Raw genomic sequence first — 18,465 nt, forward strand, 5'->3', positions numbered from 1 at the left:
GTTCCGGTTAACGACGGGTAGCTGACCCCGTCACGCGTTCTCATACGCACCCTTTACCTGTCCTCGCTAACGTTGTCGCCGTGGCGCAGCAGGACGGACCAGACCGTTCCCGGGACCTTCCGGAACACCGCACGTCGACAATCGAACAGGGCCGCTTCTGCCTGGCCCGCTGCACCTGCGGCTGGCGCGGCCCGGCCCGAAGAGCGAGAAGCCTGGCCCGAGCGGACGCGGAGTCCCATACCGGGGGCTGAGCGGCGGTGGACGCCCTGCGGGGGGTGCGCGCAGCGCCGACCGGCGTAGCTGCGGGCAATCGTGCCGCTGGGCGGCACGGGTGGGCGCTGGGGGTCCCCCCTGCTCGGAGAGCTTGGGGGAGGCACCCCGTCGCGCCGGGCTGCGCGGCCCACCCCCCGGCCACCGCAACGCCGGCACGTCACCGACGCCGGACCACGTGACCCACCCCCGGCCGCCCCCCCAACGGCGTGATCCCGCGCACACCACCCCGCCGCCCACCCCAACCCCGTGCACGATGGTGGAACCCCGACGCCCACCACCCCGTCTCGTTCCACGAAGACACGGGAGGCGCACATGGACCGGCGTACATTCATCGCAGGCGGAGCGGCCGCACTGGCCGCAACCGCGGCATCCGCCTGCAACGGCAACGACACCGCCACGTCCACCTCCCACACGCCGTTCCAAGCCACCGGCGCCACCGCCTCCGCCAACTGGACGGCCCTCGCCCGCGACCTCGACGGCCCCCTCATACGCCCCGGCGACGCGGCCTGGCCCGCGGCCCGGCAGCTCTACAACACCCGCTTCGACTCGCTCAAGCCCGCCGCCGTCGCCTACGTCGCCCACCCGGACGACATCCGCACCGCCCTCTCGTACGCCCGCGCCCACCACATCCGCGTGGCGATCCGCAACGGCGGCCACTCCTACGCCGGCTGGTCATCCGGCACCGGCCGCCTGATCATCGACGTCTCCAAGCTCAACCGCGTACGCACCAGCGGCGGCACCGCGGTCGTCGGAGCCGGCGCCAAGCTCATCGACGTCTACCGCGCCCTCGCCGCGAAGGGCGTGACCATCCCCGCCGGCTCCTGCCCCACCGTCGGCGTCTCCGGACTCACCCTCGGCGGCGGCCACGGCGTCGTCTCCCGCGCCTACGGCCTGACCTGCGACAGCCTCACCCAGGCCACCCTGATCACGGCGGACGGCAAGCAGCTGACCGCCGACGCCCGTGAGAACAAGGACCTCTTCTGGGCCCTGCGCGGCGCCGGCAACGGCAACTTCGGCGTCGTGACCGAGCTGCGGTTCCGGACCCACCCCGCACCGCAGGGCGTCTCCGCGTACCTCACCTGGCCGTGGGCGAGGGCCGCCGCGGTCGTGAAGGCCTGGCAGGAGTGGGGACCGGCCCAGCCCGACGAGATCTGGTCGGCGCTGCACCTGGCGGCCCACACCGGCACCACCCCTACGGTCTCCGTCGCCGCCTTCTCCCTCGGCACCTACGGCGAACTGCAGAACGCCGTCGACCGCCTCGCCGACCGCGTCGGCGCCCCGGCGAGCAACGTCTCGCTGCGCCGCCGCTCGTACGAGGAGTCGATGGAGGTCTACGCCGGCTGCTCCTCCTTCGCGACGGACGCCCAGTGCCATCTGCCCGGCTCCACCCCGGGCCGCTCCCCGCAGGGCGCGCTGGGCCGTGAGACGTACGCGGCACGGTCGGACTTCTTCGACCGCTCGCTCTCGGCTGCGGGCATCAGCACCCTGCTGTCCCAGATCCGCTCGGTGCGCGGCGGCTCGGGCAGCGTCCAGCTCACGGCCCTGGGCGGCGCGGTCAACCGGGTCTCCCCGACGGCCACGGCCTTCGTGCACCGCCGTTCCCGCATGCTGGCCCAGTACATCGCCTCCTGGCGGGCGGGCACGAGCGGCGCCACGGCCCAGTCCTGGCTGACGTCCGCCCACAAGGCCATGCGCCCCCACGCCTCGGGCGCCGCCTACCAGAACTACACGGACCCGACCCTGACGGACTGGCGCAAGGCCTACTACGGGGACGCGGCGACCCGCCTGGCCAAGCTGAAGAATCAGTACGACCCGGGCAGGTTCTTCACCTACCCCCAGGCCCTGTGAGCGGCGGTGCCCAGGCGGAGTCCTGGCGGAGCCCTACGCGGCCAGGTCCCGCTCCTCAGCCCCCGCCGTCTCCTTCCGCGCCCCCGGAATCACGGCGTCCTGTCCCGCGTACGCTCTTCCCCGCCCCCTGACCAGCCATCCCGCCCGCGGCGACCGCTCGACGGCCTTCGCCACCGGCGTCAGCAGGGCCATGGCGAGCGGCGACAGCAGCAGCGCCACCGCCGTACCGAGCGCGAACCCGCCCACGACGTCCGTCGGGTAGTGCACGCCCATGTAGACCCGGCAGAAACCCTCAAGCAGCGCCAGCAGGATCCCGGCGATCCCGAACTTCCGGTTGGCGACGAAGAGCGCGACGCCCATCGCCATGGTGATCGTCGCGTGGTCGCTCACGAAGGAGTAGTCGGTCTTGCCGGAGACCAGGACGTCCAGCCCCTCGTGGTCCAGGAAGGGCCGGGGCCGCTCGACGAACCCGCGTATCGGCACGTTGACCAGCACCGCGATCCCCGCCGCGAGCGGCGCCCACACCAGCGCGGCCACGGACGAGGCGGCGTCCTCCCCGCCCCGCTTGCGCACGGACCACCAGCACCACAGCACCAGCAGCACCATGGCGAGCAGCAGACCGTACTCACCGACGTACTCCATGACCCGGTCGAGCCAGTGCGGTGCGTCCTTGGCCAGGCCATTGATGTCGTAGAGCAGGTCGACGTCGGGGTTCGACCCGGATCCGGCGAGTCCAGCCATGGTGCTGCGGCCCCTTCGTCGTCTGTCCCGGCGCACCCTTGCGTACGCCGCTCCTGCCACCCCCGTGGTTTGTAGATCCGCTTCCGCTGTGCGCGCCGCTCGGCTACGCCAACAGGAACGCACGGTCCCCGTTGATACGTTCCACACTCCACCGAATGATCACCCAGACGTTATCGAAGAGAGACTCATCTCCGCAGCTCAGGGGGTGGGTTCACGTTCGGTTCACACCGTGGTGGGGAGTGCTTTCGCGCCATCTTCGGTGACCCGGGTGGCCCCGAAGTAGTCGGGGGTGTCGATCGGGTCGAACCGGATCACCGCGCCCGTACGGGGTGCGTCGATCATGTACCCGCCGCCGACATAAATCCCGACATGCCGGATGGCACGGGAGTTGGTCAGGTCGTCCGAGAAGAACACCAGATCGCCCGGGAGCAGCTCGTCCCGCGCGGGGTGCGGTCCCGCGTTGTACTGGTCGTTGGCGACACGCGGCAGCTTGATGCCGACGCTCGCGTACGCGGCCTGGGTCAGTCCCGAGCAGTCGAAACGTCCGCCCTGTTCAGCGGTGCCGGTGCCGCCCCAGAGGTAGGGCGTGCCGAGCTTCTTCTGCGCGTAGGCGATGGCGCCTGCGGCCTGCTCGGAGGGGTCGACCCGGCCGACGGGCGCGGCGAAGCTCTCCTCCAGCGTGGTGATCGTCTTGACGTAGTTCTGCGTCTCCTTGTACGGCGGCACGCCCCCGTACTTGATCACCGCGTAGGCCCCCGCGTTGTAGGAGGCGAGCATGTTTTCGGTCAGATTCCCGGGTACGTCCTTCACGTACGAGGCGAGTTTGCAGTCGTACGACGCCGCCGACGGGATCGCGTCCTTCGGGTCCCACACGTCACGGTCGCCGTCCCCGTCGCCGTCGATGCCGTGCGTGGCCCAGGTGCCGGGGATGAACTGCGCTATCCCCTGGGCCGCCGCCGGGCTCTTGGCGTCGGGGTTGAACCCGCTCTCCTGGTAGAGCTGGGCGGCGAGCAGCGCCGGGTTGATGGCGGGGCACAGGTTGCCCCACTTCTGCACGAGGTCCTGGTACGCGGCGGGCACCGAGCCCTTGGCGAGCGCCTTGCCCGCTCCGCCCACGCTGTTGACGAGGTTTCCGGCGACGACGTAGACGCCGACGACGAGGAGCATCACGAAGGCGAGCGCGGAGCCGATGGCAACGGTCACCGCGATCCATGCCTTACGCACCGTCAACCGCCCCTCACCGTCCGGGAGTACGTAACCGAACGTCAGTGTAGAGGCGGTGTCCCGTCGCGGGGAGCATGCACGAGGGGAGCACAGGAGCAAGGTCAGGGATCGGCGGCCGCCTCGCGGTACAGGTCCGCGGCCTCCGCGCCGAGGACGACGCTGTAGGAGACGTCCGGGGTGGTGCCCCCTTGGTCGTGTCCGCCGAGGACCCCGACGACCTGCCCGTCCCCGTTCACCCACGGACTGCCGCTGGTGCCCCCGCTGAGTCCCGGGCAGTCGATGCGCTGCTGGGTGGAGCTGTGCGCGGTCGGCCTGTTGGTGCAGCTGACGGGCGTCTCGCGGGAGTCGGGATACCCGGTGACGGTGACGGCCGTGGCCCCCGTCGCCGTACCGGCGGTGAACCGGTTGCCGCCCACGACGTCCTCGACCCCCTTCCCACTCCGTGGCTCGACGACCGCGAACGCCACGTCACTGTCCTCGTCCTGCCCCTTGGCCCACCCCTGGGGCAGGAACCGCCGTTCGACCCTCCACACCCCGTACGGCGCCCGGCCGTCGCGGTAGCCGGGCACGAACACCAGGTCCCCGGCCTCGTCCAGGCAGTGCGCCGCGGTGACGACGAGGTTGTGGTACGGGCCGTGCACCACGGACGCGGTGCAGAAGTGCCCACCGGCGAGGCGCGTGCTCCGGTCGGCGGGGAAGAGGGCACCGATCCGCGCGGTCCGCGCGGTCGCCGCCGCCGTCGTCGGGACGCCCAAGGGGCCCGAGCCGTCGTCGGCGGCCGCGAAGGAGGCGGAGGTGAAGGCGAGGAGGACGGTGGCGACGGACAGGGCGGTGGGGCGGCGGGTGTGCGTCATCGGGGCCACTGTGACCCAGGAAGGTGAGAAAAACGTCAGCTGCATGGCTGACCCCAAACCCGCGCCACCTCGGGCCAAAGGCTCAGTAAGGCGGAAGTCAGGAATCCACAACCCATCTTGTTGTCACGTACGCAACAAGGGATGGTCGTCGCGGGCCGCCGCCCCCACCGGGAACCGCACCGGTGGACCCCCACCCGCAGGCCTCTGTCCACCACCAGCAGGAGGCTTCACCTTGCGTACGACACCCCCGGATTCCCCCTCCACCCGCCGCAGATGGCGCCGCATCACCTCGGCCGCCACCACCACCGCCGCGCTCCTCCTCGCCGGCTTCGGAACCGCGGCCCACGCGAGCGCCACCCCGGAAGCCACCACCGTAAAAGCCACCTCCTCCAAGGTCACCTGGACGGCCACCCCCTGCGCCACGCCCAAGAAGAAGGGCGAGCTGGCCTGCCACTCCCTCCGCGTCACCGGCGGCCTGACGGCCTTCCAGAAGCACGAGGCCGCGGTCGACGGCATCACCCCGAAGGCCGCCGACGCCTCCACCCCCTCCGGCTACGGCCCGAGCGACCTCCAGAGCGCCTACGGCCTGACCTCCGCCGCCGCCTCCAGGGGCTCCGGCGAGACCCTCGCGATCGTCGACGCCTACGACGACCCGAACGCCGAGGCCGACCTCGCGAAGTACCGCTCGTACTACGGCCTGCCCTCCTGCACGACCTCCAACGGCTGCTTCAAGAAGGTCAGCCAGACGGGCTCCACGACCGCCCTGCCCCCCGCCGACAGCGGCTGGGCCGAGGAGATCTCCCTCGACCTCGACATGGCCAGCGCCGTCTGCCCGCAGTGCCACATCCTGCTGGTCGAGGCCAAGTCCGCGACGATGGGCAACCTCGGAACGGCCGTGAACAGGGCCGTCGCCCTCGGCGCCACGTTCGTCTCCAACAGCTACGGCGGCTCGGAGTCCTCCGCCGACACCTCGTACGACTCCTCGTACTTCAACCACCCGGGCGTCGCCATCACCGTCAGCGCCGGCGACTCCGGCTACGGCGCCGAGTACCCGGCCGCCTCCCGGTACGTCACCTCCGTCGGCGGCACGGCCCTGTCCCCCTCCTCCACCACCCGCGGCTGGACCGAGACCGTCTGGAACACCAGCAGCACCGAAGGCACCGGCTCCGGCTGCTCGGCCTACGACACCAAGCCCTCCTGGCAGACCGACACCGGCTGCTCCAAGCGCATGATCGCCGACGTCTCGGCCGTCGCCGACCCGGCGACCGGCGTCTCGGTCTACGACTCCTACGGCGTCACCGCCGGCTGGTACACCTTCGGCGGCACCAGCGCCTCCGCACCCATCATCGCCGCCGTGTACGCCCTCGCCGGCACCCCGTCCAGCGGCTCCTATCCGGCCGCGTTCCCCTACGCGAACACCTCGGCGCTGAACGACGTGACCTCCGGCAGCAACGGCACCTGCACCACCAGCTACTTCTGCACCGCCCGATCCGGCTACGACGGCCCGACCGGCCTGGGCACCCCGGAGGGAGTCGGCGCCTTCACCGGCTGAACGGCCGAATCTGATGGGTTGACACCCTGACTCCGCGTCATCTCCCCCTCACCCACGGGCCGCGGCACCCCGCCGCGGCCCGTTCGCCACGCCCGGTAGCCTTCACCCGGGGAACACCGACGCGAACCGTTCACCCGACTGACCGTCAAAAACACTCATAGGTAGTGAAAAGACCCAACGACGGAACCACACGACAGGTTCCGCTCCGGCCTCATTGCCCGGCATGACCTGCCGTGATACACAGAGTGACCATACGGTCCTTCGTCCACACCCTCACGCCCCCGGCGAGCGGCCGGCGCGGACCGGTGGCAAAGTGTTCGTACGAAACCCGCCAATCAATGACGCCAAGTCGACATACGACAGCGGCATTGTCGGCGACAATGAGGCCTGACCTCTGCACGACCGCAGAGGGTGTGGAACTACCCAACCAGGGGCGGTGACTTAGATGCTCTTTGCGGCCGACAAGGGAGATATCAACACCATCATCGGCGGGATCGCTCCGGACTGGGGCCCCTTCGGCAGCCTGGGCAACGAAGCCAAGGTGATGATCGAGGTGGTGATGGCGGTCGCCATCCTCCTCTGCCTCGCCATCGCCATCTGGGGCGCCGCCAAGCAGCGCATCGGCGCGACGGCCCTGCGGGACACCTTCAGCGCGGAACAGGGCAAGGGCCTCATCATCGCGGGCCTGACGGGCGTCTTCATCATCGGCTCGCTCGGCACGCTCTTCACCATCGTGTACGGCATGGCCGTGTAGGCGGCCCCACCGGCACGCCCGGCCCGCTTCCGTCCCACCCGCCCGTCGTGCCCACCGGCTGAGGTTGCGTTTCCCTGATGTCGAGTCACCACACCGCGCCCGCGCGGGAACCAGCACGGCTACCGTCGTACTGCTACGGCATTCGGTACGAGGTGTTTCCGCACGACGTCGAGGGGGCGTACGCGGCATGAGTCTCGGGGACGAGCACGAGGCCTCCGGCGGTTACGGCGGCACGGGTCAGACACGGACGCGGCTGCCCGAGGGGCACGGCGACGTGTACGGCGGCGCGCGCCGGGCCGGCCGGTCGTCGTCGCGGAGCCTGGTCACGGTGGTCGGCGTGGTGGTCCTCCTCATCGCCGCGATCGCCTTCGCGAACCGTGGAGGAGACGATTCCGCATCCGCGGGGGGCAGCACCGACAAGCCGGACACAGCCGCGACGGCCCCCTCGGGGGAGCGACCGGTCCAGGCGAAGTCGGGCGGGATCGCGTCGGGGTTCGCGCATGATCAGCAGGGGGCGGAGAGTGCGGCGGCCAATTATGCGGTCGCACTCGGGTCGGCCGAGATGTTCGACAAGGCCAGACGGCACGAGATCGTCAACACCGTCTACGCCCCCGATGCCGCCGCCGCCCGCCAGGCAGATCTGGACAGCGCCTACGCGAGCGAGAAGTTCCTGAGCAACATCGGTCTCACCAAGGACGGCAAGGCACCAGCCGGCCAGACCTTCGTCTCCCGGGTGATTCCGGTGGGCACCAAGGCCACGGCCTCCAGTGCGGACAGCGCCACCGTCGAGGTCTGGTACACGTCGCTCTTCGGCCTGTCCGGAGAGGGCTCGACCAATCCGGTGACCGAGAGCTGGTACACCACCACGTACGAGTTGAAGTGGACCAACAACGACTGGAAGGTCACCGACTTCCAGCAGAAGGACGGGCCGGTGCCGGTCGGGCGCGACCAGAGGGCCTCCACCGCCGACGACATGACGAAGGCTGTCGAGGAGTACGGAGGGTTCACCTATGCGCGCTAACCGCCGCTTCCTCAAGGTAACGGCCACTGTCGCCGCCATGCAGGCCACCACAGTGCTGCTGGCCACCCGCGCCTTCGCCGCCCCCACCCCAACGCCCACGCCGACGGACAGCAGTGATCCCTGCGACCTCATCCGCGGCCCCGCCAAGGACTACTGCGAACGCGGCCAAGGCGGCAGCTCCGGCGGCTCCTCAGGCACCACCTCCCTCGACCCCACCTCCACCCTCGACCCCCTCTCCTCCCTGGCCAAGGGCTGCGCCGACGCCGCCTCCTGGACCGTCGACAAGCTCAGCGGGGCCGTCAAGGACACCGCGAACGTCGACTTCACGAACCCGAAGTTCCTGCAGCAGTACGCCGTGGTCTTCGCGGCGTCGACGATCCTCACCCTCCTCCTCTGGCTGCTGGCCGTCGCCAAGCGGGCCGTCCGAGGGGTCCCCCTCACCACCGCCCTGTCCGAAGCCATCGGGTTCCTCTGGCTCACCGTCCTGGCCTCGGCCTTCACGCCGCTGATCCTGTACACGGTCGTGTCGGCCACCGACGGCGTCACCGAGGTCCTCGCCAAGGCCACCGGCGACCAGACCGACGCCTTCTTCGGCACCTTCTCCGCCGCCCTCGACAAGGGCGAGGACATCGGCGGCGGCCCCATCATGCTGATCGTCGTCTCCCTGGTCAGCATCCTCGCCGCAGGCGTGCTGTGGCTGGAGCTCGTCATCAGGGCCGCCCTGCTCTACGTCGGCGCCCTGCTCGGCACCGTCGTCTACGCCGGCCTGGTCGACAAGAACCTGTGGGGCCACGTCCGCCGCTGGGCGGGGATCATGATCGCCGTGATCCTGGTCAAGCCCGTCATCGTCATCGTGCTCGGCCTCGCCGGCGCCCTGTCCGCCGACGACGGCCCCGACGCCTTCTCCGCGGTCGTCTCCGGCCTCGCCATCATCCTGCTCGCCATCTTCGCGTCCGCGATGATCTACCGCTTCGTCCCCGGCTTCGGCGACGAGATCGCCGGCTCCCGCAACAACCGCCTCATGCAGGGCGCCGAAGGCAAGGCCGCCGCCGTGATCAGCTCCCCCGCGACCCTCGTCGCCCAGGGCATCAAGACCCACAGCTCCCGCGCCCACCAGGGCGACGGCGGCGGCACCTCCTCGTCCGCCCCGCGCCCGACCAACCCCGCCTCCGGTGGCGTCGCCGCGCACAGCACGCGCACCCCGAACGGCGGCGGCGGATCCGTCCCGTCCGCCGCACCCGCACCCCGTTCGAGCAGCCCGGTGAACACCCCCCACGCCAGCAACACCCGCAACAGCAGTACCAACCGCACGGGAGGTGAAGGGCGTTGACGACCGAGTCCCACGTGTCCCATCCGGTCACGCCCCGCCGTACATATCTGATCGGCCGCGCCCGGCCGAACGCGATCATCGGCCGGAACCGTGAAACCGGCGAGATCGCGCTGATCATCGCGGGCGCGTTCCTCGGCATGATGTGCGGACTCCTCGTCCCCGTCCTGTCCCTGCGCATCGTGCTGCTGACGGGCTTCCCGATGCTCGCACTCGCCGCGGTCTACGTGCCGTACAAGCGCCGCACCTTCTACAAGTGGTTCGAGATCAACCGCAGCTACAAGCGGACCCTGAAGCAGGGCGCCACCTACCGCTCCACCGCCATGGAGGCCGGGACCCGGCTCGACGGCCGTGAGGTCGAGGTCGGCCCCCCGCCCGGCATCGGCCGCATCACCTGGCTGTCCGCCCCCTTCGGGCCCGACGAGATCGCCGTCCTGCTGCACGCCGACCGCAAGACCGTCACCGCCGCCATCGAGATCGAGGGCCCCGGCGTCGGCCTGCGCGACTCCGAGGACCAGGAAGCCCTCGTCGACCGGTTCGGCACCCTGCTCAAGCACGTGGCGAACGGCGACGGCTTCGTGACGCGCCTTCAGATGCTCGCCCGCACCCTCCCCGCCGACCCGGACGCCCACGCCAAGGACGTCGCCGTCCGCGGGGACGACAAGGCGCTGCCCTGGCTGCAGCAGTCGTACGACCAGCTGCTGTCCATGGTGTCGACCAGCAGCGAGCAGCACCGCGCCTACCTCGTCGCCTGCATGCACTACACGCGCGAGCTGGCCGCCGAGGCCCACGCCATGGCCCGCGCGGCCCGGCCCCACGGCGGCAAGGTCGACCGGGACGCCGGTCTCGCCGTCGTCATGGCCCGTGAGCTCACCGACATCTGCTCCCGCCTCCAGGAGGCGGACATCCGCGTACGCCAGCCGCTGGGCCAGGGCCGGCTCGCCTCGCTCATCCACTCCATGTACGACCCGGACCACCCGATCGACCACATCCAGGCGATGACGAAACGTAATGCCTGGCCGGCCGAGCTGGACGCCATGGAGCCCACCTACCTCCAGGCCAAGACCCGGGAGTCCTCCACCCGCGCCCCCTGGTGCCACGCCACCGCCTGGGTCAAGGAGTGGCCGATGACCCCGGTGGGCGTGAACTTCCTCGCGCCTCTCCTCGTCCACACCCCGGACGTCATCCGAACGGTCGCCGTGACGATGGATCTCGAACCCACCGAGGTAGCCATCGAACGCATGCTGACCGAGAAGACCAACGACGAGGCCGAGGCCTCCCGCGCCGCCAAGATGAACCGGACCGTCGACCCCCGCGACATCGCCGCCCACAACCGCCTCGACCAGCGCGGCGAGGACCTGGCCAGCGGCGCGGCGGGCGTCAACCTGGTCGGGTACATCACCGTCTCCTCCCGCTCACCGGAGGCCCTGGCCCGGGACAAGCGGACCATAAGGGCCTCGGCCGGAAAGTCGTATCTGAAACTGGAGTGGTGCGACCGCGAGCACCACCGCGCCTTCGTGAACACTCTCCCGTTCGCCACCGGCATTCGAAGGTAGGGGCTGAGTCCTGATGCGGGATCCGCTGTCCGTCCTCACCGAAGCCTTCACGTCCTTCCTCTTCGGGAAGGTCGAGACGACCCGGCTCCCCGTGCGCACGTCCACGGGCCAGGCCCAGGCGGTCTACCTGCCGACCGCCGCCCCCGGCCTCGGCGACTCGGGCGTCATCATCGGCCGCGAGGTCTACTCCGGAAAGGGCTACATCTACGACCCCTTCCAGCTGTACGGCCAGCAGCTCCCCGCCCCCCACTGGCTGGTCCTCGGCGAGTCCGGCAACGGCAAGTCGGCGCTGGAGAAGACGTACGTCCTGCGCCAGCTGCGCTTCCGCGACCGTCAGGTCGTCGTCCTGGACGCCCAGGGCGAGGACGGCGTCGGCGAATGGAACCTGATCGCGCAGGAGCTGGGGATAACTCCCATCCGGCTGGACCCGATGGCCGCCCTGGACCACGGCATCCGGCTCAACCCCCTCGACCCGGCGATCACCACGACCGGCCAGCTAGCGCTGCTCCGCACCATCATCGAGGTCGCCATGGGCCACGGCCTCGACGAGCGCTCCGGCTTCGCCCTGAAGGTCGCGCACGCCTACGTCAACGAGTCCATCGTCGACCGCCAGCCCGTGCTGTCCGACATCGTCGAGCAGCTACGGCACCCGGAACCGGAGTCGGCCGAGGCGATGAACGTCGACCTGGACGACGTACGCGCGTGGGGCCTGGACGTGGCGCTGGTGCTGGACCGGCTGGTCGACGGTGACCTGCGGGGCATGTTCGACGGCCCGACCACGGTCGGCATCGACCTCGACGCCCCGCTGATCGTCTTCGACCTCTCGCACATCGACCGCAACTCCATCGCCATGCCGATCCTGATGGCGATCGTCGGCGTGTGGCTGGAGCACACCTGGATCCGCCCCGACCGGAAGAAGCGCATCTTCCTCGTCGAGGAGGCCTGGCACATCATCAACAGCCCGTTCGTCGCACAGCTGTTCCAGCGGCTGCTGAAGTTCGGCCGCCGACTCGGTCTGTCCTTCGTGGCGGTGGTCCACCACCTGTCCGACGTCGTGGACGGCGCGGCGGCGAAGGAGGCCGCGGCCATCCTGAAGATGGCCTCGACGAGGACGATCTACGCCCAGAAAGCCGACGAGGCGAGGGCGACGGGCAAAGTGCTCGGCCTGCCCCGCTGGGCCGTGGAGATCATCCCGACCCTCACCCCCGGCATCGCCGTCTGGGACGTCAACGGCAACGTCCAGGTCGTCAAACACCTGGTCACGGAGACGGAACGCCCGCTGGTCTTCACCGACCGCGCGATGACCGAGTCCTCCGCCGACCTGCCCGACGACGCCCTGCGCGCCGCCGAACTGGAGGCGGAGGAACGGGCGGCGGCCTTCGTGGAACAGCACCTCGGCGACTCCGAGTCGACGGTGGCGTAAGGGGGCGGCGTGAGACCGGACCAGCACGAGCGGAACAGACAGGGCGGCGGCATCCCCGACGGCCTCCTGATCGGCATACTCGCCTTCCTCCTCGGCATGACCCTGCTGGTGTGGACGGCCACCGGCCTCGCCGGCTGGTTCTCCCACGGCTCCTGGCCCGCCGGCGTCACCTTCACCCACACCCCCCTGGCCATGCGCCACCTCATGGCCAAGCCCCACGACATCACGGGCGCCTGGCCGGACGCCCCGACGGACTCACTGTCGGGGTACGGGCTGTTCTGGGGACTGTTCATCGGCCAGCTGATGGTCCTGTTCGTCCTCACGGTGTTCGTGATGGGAACGGTCGCGCGCTGGAGGGCCGTACGACTGAGACGGCGGACGGAGCAGACGGCACCGACACCGGCGCCTCTCCCGGAACCGGCCCCGGCCCACCACGAGGTACCGGCACCACGAACCGAGCCACTCCCCGCACCCCCACAGCCGACGGCACCACAGCCCCAGCCTCCCGCCCCTCTGTTCGGCGGCACCGACAGCGACCGGCCGGCCGGGTGGGAGAAGATCATCGTGGCCACGAGGGAAGACCGCCGGGCAACCGCAACCCAGGCCGTACGCGACGCGGACGGCCCCGCCCTGGTCGTCACCTCGAACCCCACCCTGTGGTCCGACACCAAGGACGCCCGCGCCAAACTCGGCCCGACCCTCCTCTACGACCCCACCCACCTCTGCGACACCCCGGCCCGCCTCCACTGGTCCCCCACGGCAGGCTGCGAGGACAGAGAAACGGCAGCAGCGAGAGCCGCCGCCCTCCTGACCCCCGTACGCCCCACCGCCAAGATCGACCAAGCCGTCGGCGACACCGCCGAAACCCTGCTCCGCAGCTACCTGCACGCCGCAGCCATCGACGGCCGCACCATCCGCCACGTCCACCGCTGGTGCCAGGGCACCCAGATCCAGGACGCCGTACGCACCCTCCGTACGAACCCCAAGGCGGCCCCCGGCTCGGCAGGCGAACTCGAAGGCGCCCTCACCGGCCACCCGGAACGCCGGGACATCGCGCAGGAGCTGACCAGCCGGGCCCTGGCCTCCCTCTTCACCGTCAACATCCGCGAGGCCTGCACCCCCAACCGAACCGATGCCCTCACCTTGGATTCCTTCGTCCACGAAGGGGGCACGCTTTATGTGGTGGGGGAATCCATCGAGGACCCCAGGACGAATCCGGGCGCCATGCCCCTCCTGACGGCCCTGGTCTCAAGCGTGGTCGAGCGCGGCCGGCGCATGGCCGAACGGTCATCCTCCGGTCGCCTCGACCCACCACTCACCCTCGTCCTGGACGACATCGCCGCCGTGGCTCCGCTTCCCCAGCTCCCGGAGCTGCTGGCCACCGGAGCGGACCGGGGCATGCCGACCCTGGCCCTGCTCCGGTCCCGCGAACAGGGCCGCGCCCGCTGGCCGCACGACGAACTGCCGGTGTAGCCCTCACCGCTCGATCACGAACTCCAACTCCCGCTCCCCGGAGTCCCCCACCGGCACGGTCACCCCGCTCGGTTCGAAGCCCACCCGGCGGTAGAACCGCAGCGCCCGCCCGTTCTCCTCGTGCACGATGAGCCGCACCCGCTCCAGCCCACGCCCCCACGACCACTCCAGGGCGGCATCGAACAGCACCTCGGTCAGCCCGCTGCCCCGCTCCTCGGGCCGGACGAACGCCCCCACCACGTGCCCCTGCTTCCGCTCCACCGGAAGCCCGAGCCAGTCCGTCGTGCCGGGCTCCTCCACCAGCACGGTCACCGTCCCCACCCACTGCCCGTCCGGCCCCTGAGCGATGATCTGCTGGGCCCGCTCCGCGCCTTCGGCGGCCCCCGCCGCCCGTTCCTGCCAGAAGGAATCCGGCTCGCGCGCGGCCTCCTCGTACGTCTCGGCAAAGGCCAGATGCGCCACCGGGTCCCGCAGCGCCGCAAGCCGCAACTCCTTCACCGCGGCCCACTCATCAGCACGGACGGACCGGATCACGTAGCTCATACGAGCCACCGTAGTACCCGGGTACGACACCCCTCACCCCGAATACTGCCGCCGGTCCGACGACCGCCGCCCCGCCCGCCGCGAGCATCGAAGCATGATTACGGCACAGGACCTCACCAAACGCTACGGCGACAAGACCGTCGTCACCGACCTGTCCTTCACCGTCCGCCCGGGCGCCGTCACCGGCTTCCTCGGCCCGAACGGCGCCGGCAAGTCCACCACCATGCGCATGATCCTCGGCCTCGACGCCCCCACCCGCGGCCACGCGACCGTCGGCGGCCGCGCCTACGCCGCCCACCCCGCACCCCTCACCGAGGTCGGCGCCCTCCTGGAGGCACGCTCGGTCCACCCCGGCCGCACCGCCCACCACCATCTGCGCGCCCTCGCCCACACCCACGGCATTCCCCGCAGCCGCGTCGACCACGTCCTGGAGCTGACCGGCCTGACCGAGGTCGCCCATCGCAGGGTCAAGGGCTTCTCCCTCGGCATGGGCCAACGCCTCGGCATCGCCGCCGCCCTCCTCGGCGACCCGGCCACCCTCATCCTCGACGAGCCGGTCAACGGCCTCGACCCCGAGGGCGTGCTGTGGATCCGCAACCTCCTGAAGTCCCTGGCCGCCGAGGGCCGCACGGTCTTCGTCTCCTCCCACCTCATGAGCGAGATGGCCCTGACCGCCGAACACCTGGTCATCATCGGCCGCGGCCGCCTCCTCGCCGACACCACGGTCACCGACTTCGTACGCCAGTCCGGCGCGGGCACGGTCCGGGTCGTCACCCCCGAGGCCACCGCCCTCGTACGCCAGCTCTCCGCACCCGGCATCGACATCACCTCCGACACCCCCGGAACCCTCGACATCCGCGGCACCGACGCCGAACACATCGGCCGCACCGCCGCCGCCCACGGCATCCCGCTCTTCGAACTCACCCCCCGCACCACCTCACTGGAGCAGGCGTTCATGGACCTCACCCACGACGCCGTGGAGTACGCCGCGACCCTCGAAGGAGCAGCAGCATGACCAGCACCACGGCCGTCCCCTACCGCGTCACCCCCACTCGCGTCCTGCGCTCCGAATGGCACAAGCTCTGGACCCTGCGCTCCACCTGGATCACTCTCATCGCGACGAGCGTCCTGACCCTCGCCATGGGCCTGGGCCTCGCCGCGTCCTACGACGGCAGCGGCGAGGGGCAACTGGACACGGTCGTGTTCGTCCTCCTCGGCACCCAGTTCGCCACGGTCAACCTCGGCGTCCTCGGCATCCTGGCCACCGCCGGCGAGTACTCGACAGGCCAGGTCCGCGCCACCATGACAGCGGTCCCCCGCCGCCTGCCCGTCCTGTGGTCCAAGGCGGCAGTGCTGGCCGCCGTCTCCTTCGCCCTGTGCCTGTGGACCAACCTCCTCACCTTCCCGCTGGCCCAGTCCTTCCTGGACGGCACCGACCAGTCCGCCGCCCTAGGCGACCCCGGCGTCCTGCGCGCCCTCGCCGGCAACGCGGCCGGCCTCACCCTCCTCGCCGTAACAGCCCTCGCCATCGGCGCCCTCGCCCGCTCGATCCCCATCGCCGTAGGCGTGTTCATCGGCCTCGTGATGATCCTCCCGGAAGTGCTGGCCATGCTCCCGTACGACATCGTCGACGACGCCGTCCGCTACTTCCCCGGCAACGCCCTGACGGCTCTCACCACCGCCCAGCCCCAGCCGGGCCAGGCGTCACCCGGCACGGCCCTGCTGGCCCTGCTCCTGTGGACGGCGGCGACGCTGGCGCTGGCCGCGGCGACCCTGAGGCGACGGGACGTATGACACCACGGTGTTCTCAGCATCCCGCGAAGACCGGACGATGGACCCCGTGACCGAAGACCGGGCGGCCGAGCCCCTCACCGAGCACGTCCAGCGCATCACCAAGCGGGTGCGCGCCCTCGACCGGCGCCACCCGCTCCTGTGGGACCTGCACCTGACCGGTTTCTGGGTGACGGCCGCCCTGATCGACTACGTCGGCGACGGCTGGCGCAACATCGCCCACAACGTGGACGTCCCCGGCTGGCTCCTGCTCGCACTGAGCCTCGGCTTCTCGGTCCCCCTCCTCTGGCGGCGCAGCCACCCCCGGGCCACTCTCATCGCCATGGCACCGGTGGCCCTGGTCAACGCGTGGACGGGCGCCGCCCTCCAGGCTGCCCTGCTCCAGCTGCTCGTCGTCTTCCACATAGCCCTGCGCCGGCCGCTGCGGACGCTGTGGTGGGCGGCGGCCCTGGTGGTCGCCCCGGTGCTCGTGACAGTGGCCCGCTACGGGGAGGGCACCTGGGACCAGCAGATCGGCTCGCGAGTGCTGTCCCTCGCCGTCGCGGCACTCATCGGCATCACCGTGCGCACCCGCCGCAACTACACCGAAGCCCTCGAAGACCGCGCCCGCCGCCTGGAGATCGAACGCGACCAGCAGGCCCAGCTCGCCGCCGCCGCCGAACGCGCCCGCATCGCCCGCGAGATGCACGACATCATCGGCCACAACCTCTCCGTCATCACGGGCCTGGCCGACGGCGGCAGGTACGCGGCCACCAAGTCCCCCGAACGCGCCGCGCAGGCCCTCGACGCCATCGCCACCACCAGCCGCCAGGCCATGGGCGAACTACGCCGCCTCCTGGACATCCTGCGCGAGGAGAAGAACGAGAACCAGGCCGAACTGACGCCTCAGCCCACCCTCACCGACCTCGACCAGCTCATCAACGGCGTCCGCTCCGCCGGCCTTCCCGTCCGCACCACCGTCCACGGTCGCCCCGCCCTCTCCCCGGGCCGCCAGCTCACCGTGTACCGAGTCGTCCAGGAAGCCCTCACCAACACGCTGAAGCACGCCGGCCCCGACGCCACCGCGGAGATAGACCTCTCGCACGAGCCCGGAGGCGCCGTCACCCTCACGATCACCGACACCGGCCACGGCACCCCGCCCGCTTCCCTGTCCGACGGCCGCGGTCTCCCCGGAATGCGCGAACGAACCGCCCTGTACGGCGGCACACTTGAGGCAGGTCCCCGCCCGCACCCGGAGCAGGGCTGGCGCGTCCGTTTACACCTCCCGGAGGAACCCCCGCAGTGACCACCGTCCTCATCGCCGATGACCAGCCCCTCCAGCGCTTCGGCTTCCGGATGCTCCTGGAGAGCCAGGACGACATGACGGTCCTGGGCGAGGCGGCGGGCGGCAGCGAAGCCGTCCGTATGGCGACCGAGCTCCACCCGGACGTGGTCCTGATGGACGTCCGCATGCCCGGCCTCGACGGCATCGAGGCCACCCGCCGCATCGCCGCCGCGGGCGACCGCACCAGGGTCCTGATCATGACCACCTTCGACCTCGACGAGTACGCCTACGCCGGCCTCCGCGCAGGCGCCTCCGGTTTCCTGGTCAAGGACGCCCAGCCCGAGGAACTCCTCGCCGGCATCCGCGCGGTGGCGACCGGCGACGCGGTGGTGGCCCCCAGCCTCACCCGCCGTCTCCTCGACGCGTATGTCCACCACCTGCCGACCGGAGCCTCGACCGAGGCGACGGTTCCGGAAGACCCCCGCCTGGCCTCCCTCACCGACCGCGAACGGGAAATCCTCACGGTCATCGGCAAGGGCTGGACGAACACAGAGATAGCCACCCGCCTCCACCTGGCCGAATCGACGGTGAAAACCCACGTGGGCCGCGTCCTCGCCAAGACCGGCTCCCGTGACCGCATCCAGGCGGTGATCCTGGCGTACGACACGAAGCTGGTACAGCCGTCCTGAAAAGCAGAAAGGCCCACACCTTACGGTGTGGGCCTTTCTCAATATTTGTTCGGCGGCGTCCTACTCTCCCACAGGGTCCCCCCTGCAGTACCATCGGCGCTGTAAGGCTTAGCTTCCGGGTTCGGAATGTAA

At 70.7% G+C, this 18,465-nt stretch carries 16 protein-coding genes and 1 rRNA gene; 12 read left to right on the forward strand and 5 right to left on the reverse strand.

Features of this window, described 5'->3' with window-relative positions; translation table 11 throughout:
• Window positions 1-585 precede the first annotated feature (585 nt).
• Window positions 586-2,121 carry an FAD-binding oxidoreductase gene (locus tag NW895_RS04610; RefSeq protein WP_289933859.1) on the forward strand — a complete coding sequence of 512 codons (1,536 nt, stop codon included), beginning with the start codon at window positions 586-588 and terminating at the stop codon, window positions 2,119-2,121.
• A 33-nt stretch (window positions 2,122-2,154) separates the two neighbouring features.
• Here the strand turns inward: NW895_RS04610 and NW895_RS04615 are convergent, their stop codons facing one another.
• The 3 genes from NW895_RS04615 to NW895_RS04625 all read right to left on the reverse strand — a co-directional run bounded on the left by NW895_RS04615 (window position 2,155) and on the right by NW895_RS04625 (window position 4,940).
• Window positions 2,155-2,862 (reverse strand): phosphatase PAP2 family protein, encoded by a 708-nt coding sequence (locus NW895_RS04615; RefSeq protein WP_289933860.1) that lies wholly within the window; start codon window positions 2,860-2,862, stop codon window positions 2,155-2,157.
• A gap of 222 nt (window positions 2,863-3,084) precedes the next feature.
• Window positions 3,085-4,092, reverse strand: coding sequence for a bifunctional lytic transglycosylase/C40 family peptidase (locus NW895_RS04620; RefSeq protein ID WP_289933863.1), 1,008 nt, complete (start codon window positions 4,090-4,092; stop codon window positions 3,085-3,087).
• 95 nt (window positions 4,093-4,187) lie between these two features.
• Window positions 4,188-4,940, reverse strand: a complete 753-nt coding sequence (locus NW895_RS04625) for a trypsin-like peptidase domain-containing protein (RefSeq protein ID WP_289933865.1) — start codon at window positions 4,938-4,940, stop codon at window positions 4,188-4,190.
• A 232-nt stretch (window positions 4,941-5,172) separates the two neighbouring features.
• Here NW895_RS04625 and NW895_RS04630 point away from each other — a divergent pair, with 232 nt between their 5' ends.
• From NW895_RS04630 to NW895_RS04660, 7 genes are all read left to right on the forward strand, one after another.
• Complete coding sequence (locus tag NW895_RS04630; RefSeq protein WP_289933866.1) at window positions 5,173-6,492, forward strand: S53 family peptidase; 1,320 nt, start codon at window positions 5,173-5,175, stop codon at window positions 6,490-6,492.
• A gap of 445 nt (window positions 6,493-6,937) precedes the next feature.
• Entirely contained in the window at window positions 6,938-7,246 is a 309-nt protein-coding gene (locus NW895_RS04635; protein ID WP_266399602.1) for a hypothetical protein, read from the forward strand.
• Window positions 7,247-7,433: 187 nt separating this feature from the next.
• Window positions 7,434-8,267: a hypothetical protein gene (locus NW895_RS04640; RefSeq protein WP_289933871.1), complete on the forward strand. Its 834-nt coding sequence runs from the start codon at window positions 7,434-7,436 to the stop codon at window positions 8,265-8,267.
• Window positions 8,257-9,597, forward strand: coding sequence for a hypothetical protein (locus tag NW895_RS04645; RefSeq protein ID WP_289933874.1), 1,341 nt, complete (start codon window positions 8,257-8,259; stop codon window positions 9,595-9,597). The genes NW895_RS04640 and NW895_RS04645 overlap by 11 nt, the downstream gene beginning before the upstream one ends.
• Window positions 9,594-11,150 (forward strand): SCO6880 family protein, encoded by a 1,557-nt coding sequence (locus NW895_RS04650; RefSeq protein ID WP_289933876.1) that lies wholly within the window; start codon window positions 9,594-9,596, stop codon window positions 11,148-11,150. The genes NW895_RS04645 and NW895_RS04650 overlap by 4 nt, the downstream gene beginning before the upstream one ends.
• Before the next feature lie 13 nt (window positions 11,151-11,163).
• Window positions 11,164-12,573, forward strand: coding sequence for an ATP-binding protein (locus NW895_RS04655; RefSeq protein ID WP_289933879.1), 1,410 nt, complete (start codon window positions 11,164-11,166; stop codon window positions 12,571-12,573).
• Window positions 12,574-12,582: 9 nt separating this feature from the next.
• Window positions 12,583-14,046 (forward strand): type IV secretory system conjugative DNA transfer family protein, encoded by a 1,464-nt coding sequence (locus NW895_RS04660; protein ID WP_289933880.1) that lies wholly within the window; start codon window positions 12,583-12,585, stop codon window positions 14,044-14,046.
• Window positions 14,047-14,049: 3 nt separating this feature from the next.
• Here NW895_RS04660 and NW895_RS04665 read toward each other — a convergent pair whose 3' ends face one another.
• Window positions 14,050-14,589 carry a GNAT family N-acetyltransferase gene (locus NW895_RS04665; protein WP_289933882.1) on the reverse strand — a complete coding sequence of 180 codons (540 nt, stop codon included), beginning with the start codon at window positions 14,587-14,589 and terminating at the stop codon, window positions 14,050-14,052.
• 94 nt (window positions 14,590-14,683) lie between these two features.
• Between NW895_RS04665 and NW895_RS04670 the strand changes: the two genes are divergently transcribed.
• From NW895_RS04670 to NW895_RS04685, 4 genes are read left to right on the forward strand one after another with little or no spacing between them, the layout of a single operon-like run.
• Window positions 14,684-15,604: an ABC transporter ATP-binding protein gene (locus NW895_RS04670; RefSeq protein WP_289933883.1), complete on the forward strand. Its 921-nt coding sequence runs from the start codon at window positions 14,684-14,686 to the stop codon at window positions 15,602-15,604.
• Window positions 15,601-16,383, forward strand: coding sequence for an ABC transporter permease (locus tag NW895_RS04675; protein ID WP_289933885.1), 783 nt, complete (start codon window positions 15,601-15,603; stop codon window positions 16,381-16,383). The genes NW895_RS04670 and NW895_RS04675 overlap by 4 nt, the downstream gene beginning before the upstream one ends.
• A gap of 37 nt (window positions 16,384-16,420) precedes the next feature.
• Entirely contained in the window at window positions 16,421-17,665 is a 1,245-nt protein-coding gene (locus NW895_RS04680; protein WP_289933887.1) for a histidine kinase, read from the forward strand.
• Window positions 17,662-18,333, forward strand: coding sequence for a response regulator transcription factor (locus NW895_RS04685; RefSeq protein ID WP_289933888.1), 672 nt, complete (start codon window positions 17,662-17,664; stop codon window positions 18,331-18,333). The genes NW895_RS04680 and NW895_RS04685 overlap by 4 nt, the downstream gene beginning before the upstream one ends.
• A gap of 47 nt (window positions 18,334-18,380) precedes the next feature.
• Here NW895_RS04685 and rrf read toward each other — a convergent pair.
• Window positions 18,381-18,465 (reverse strand): 5S ribosomal RNA (gene rrf / locus NW895_RS04690); the annotation flags it as partial.

Source organism: Streptomyces sp. S.PNR 29, assembly GCF_030386795.1.
Taxonomy (GTDB): domain Bacteria; phylum Actinomycetota; class Actinomycetes; order Streptomycetales; family Streptomycetaceae; genus Streptomyces.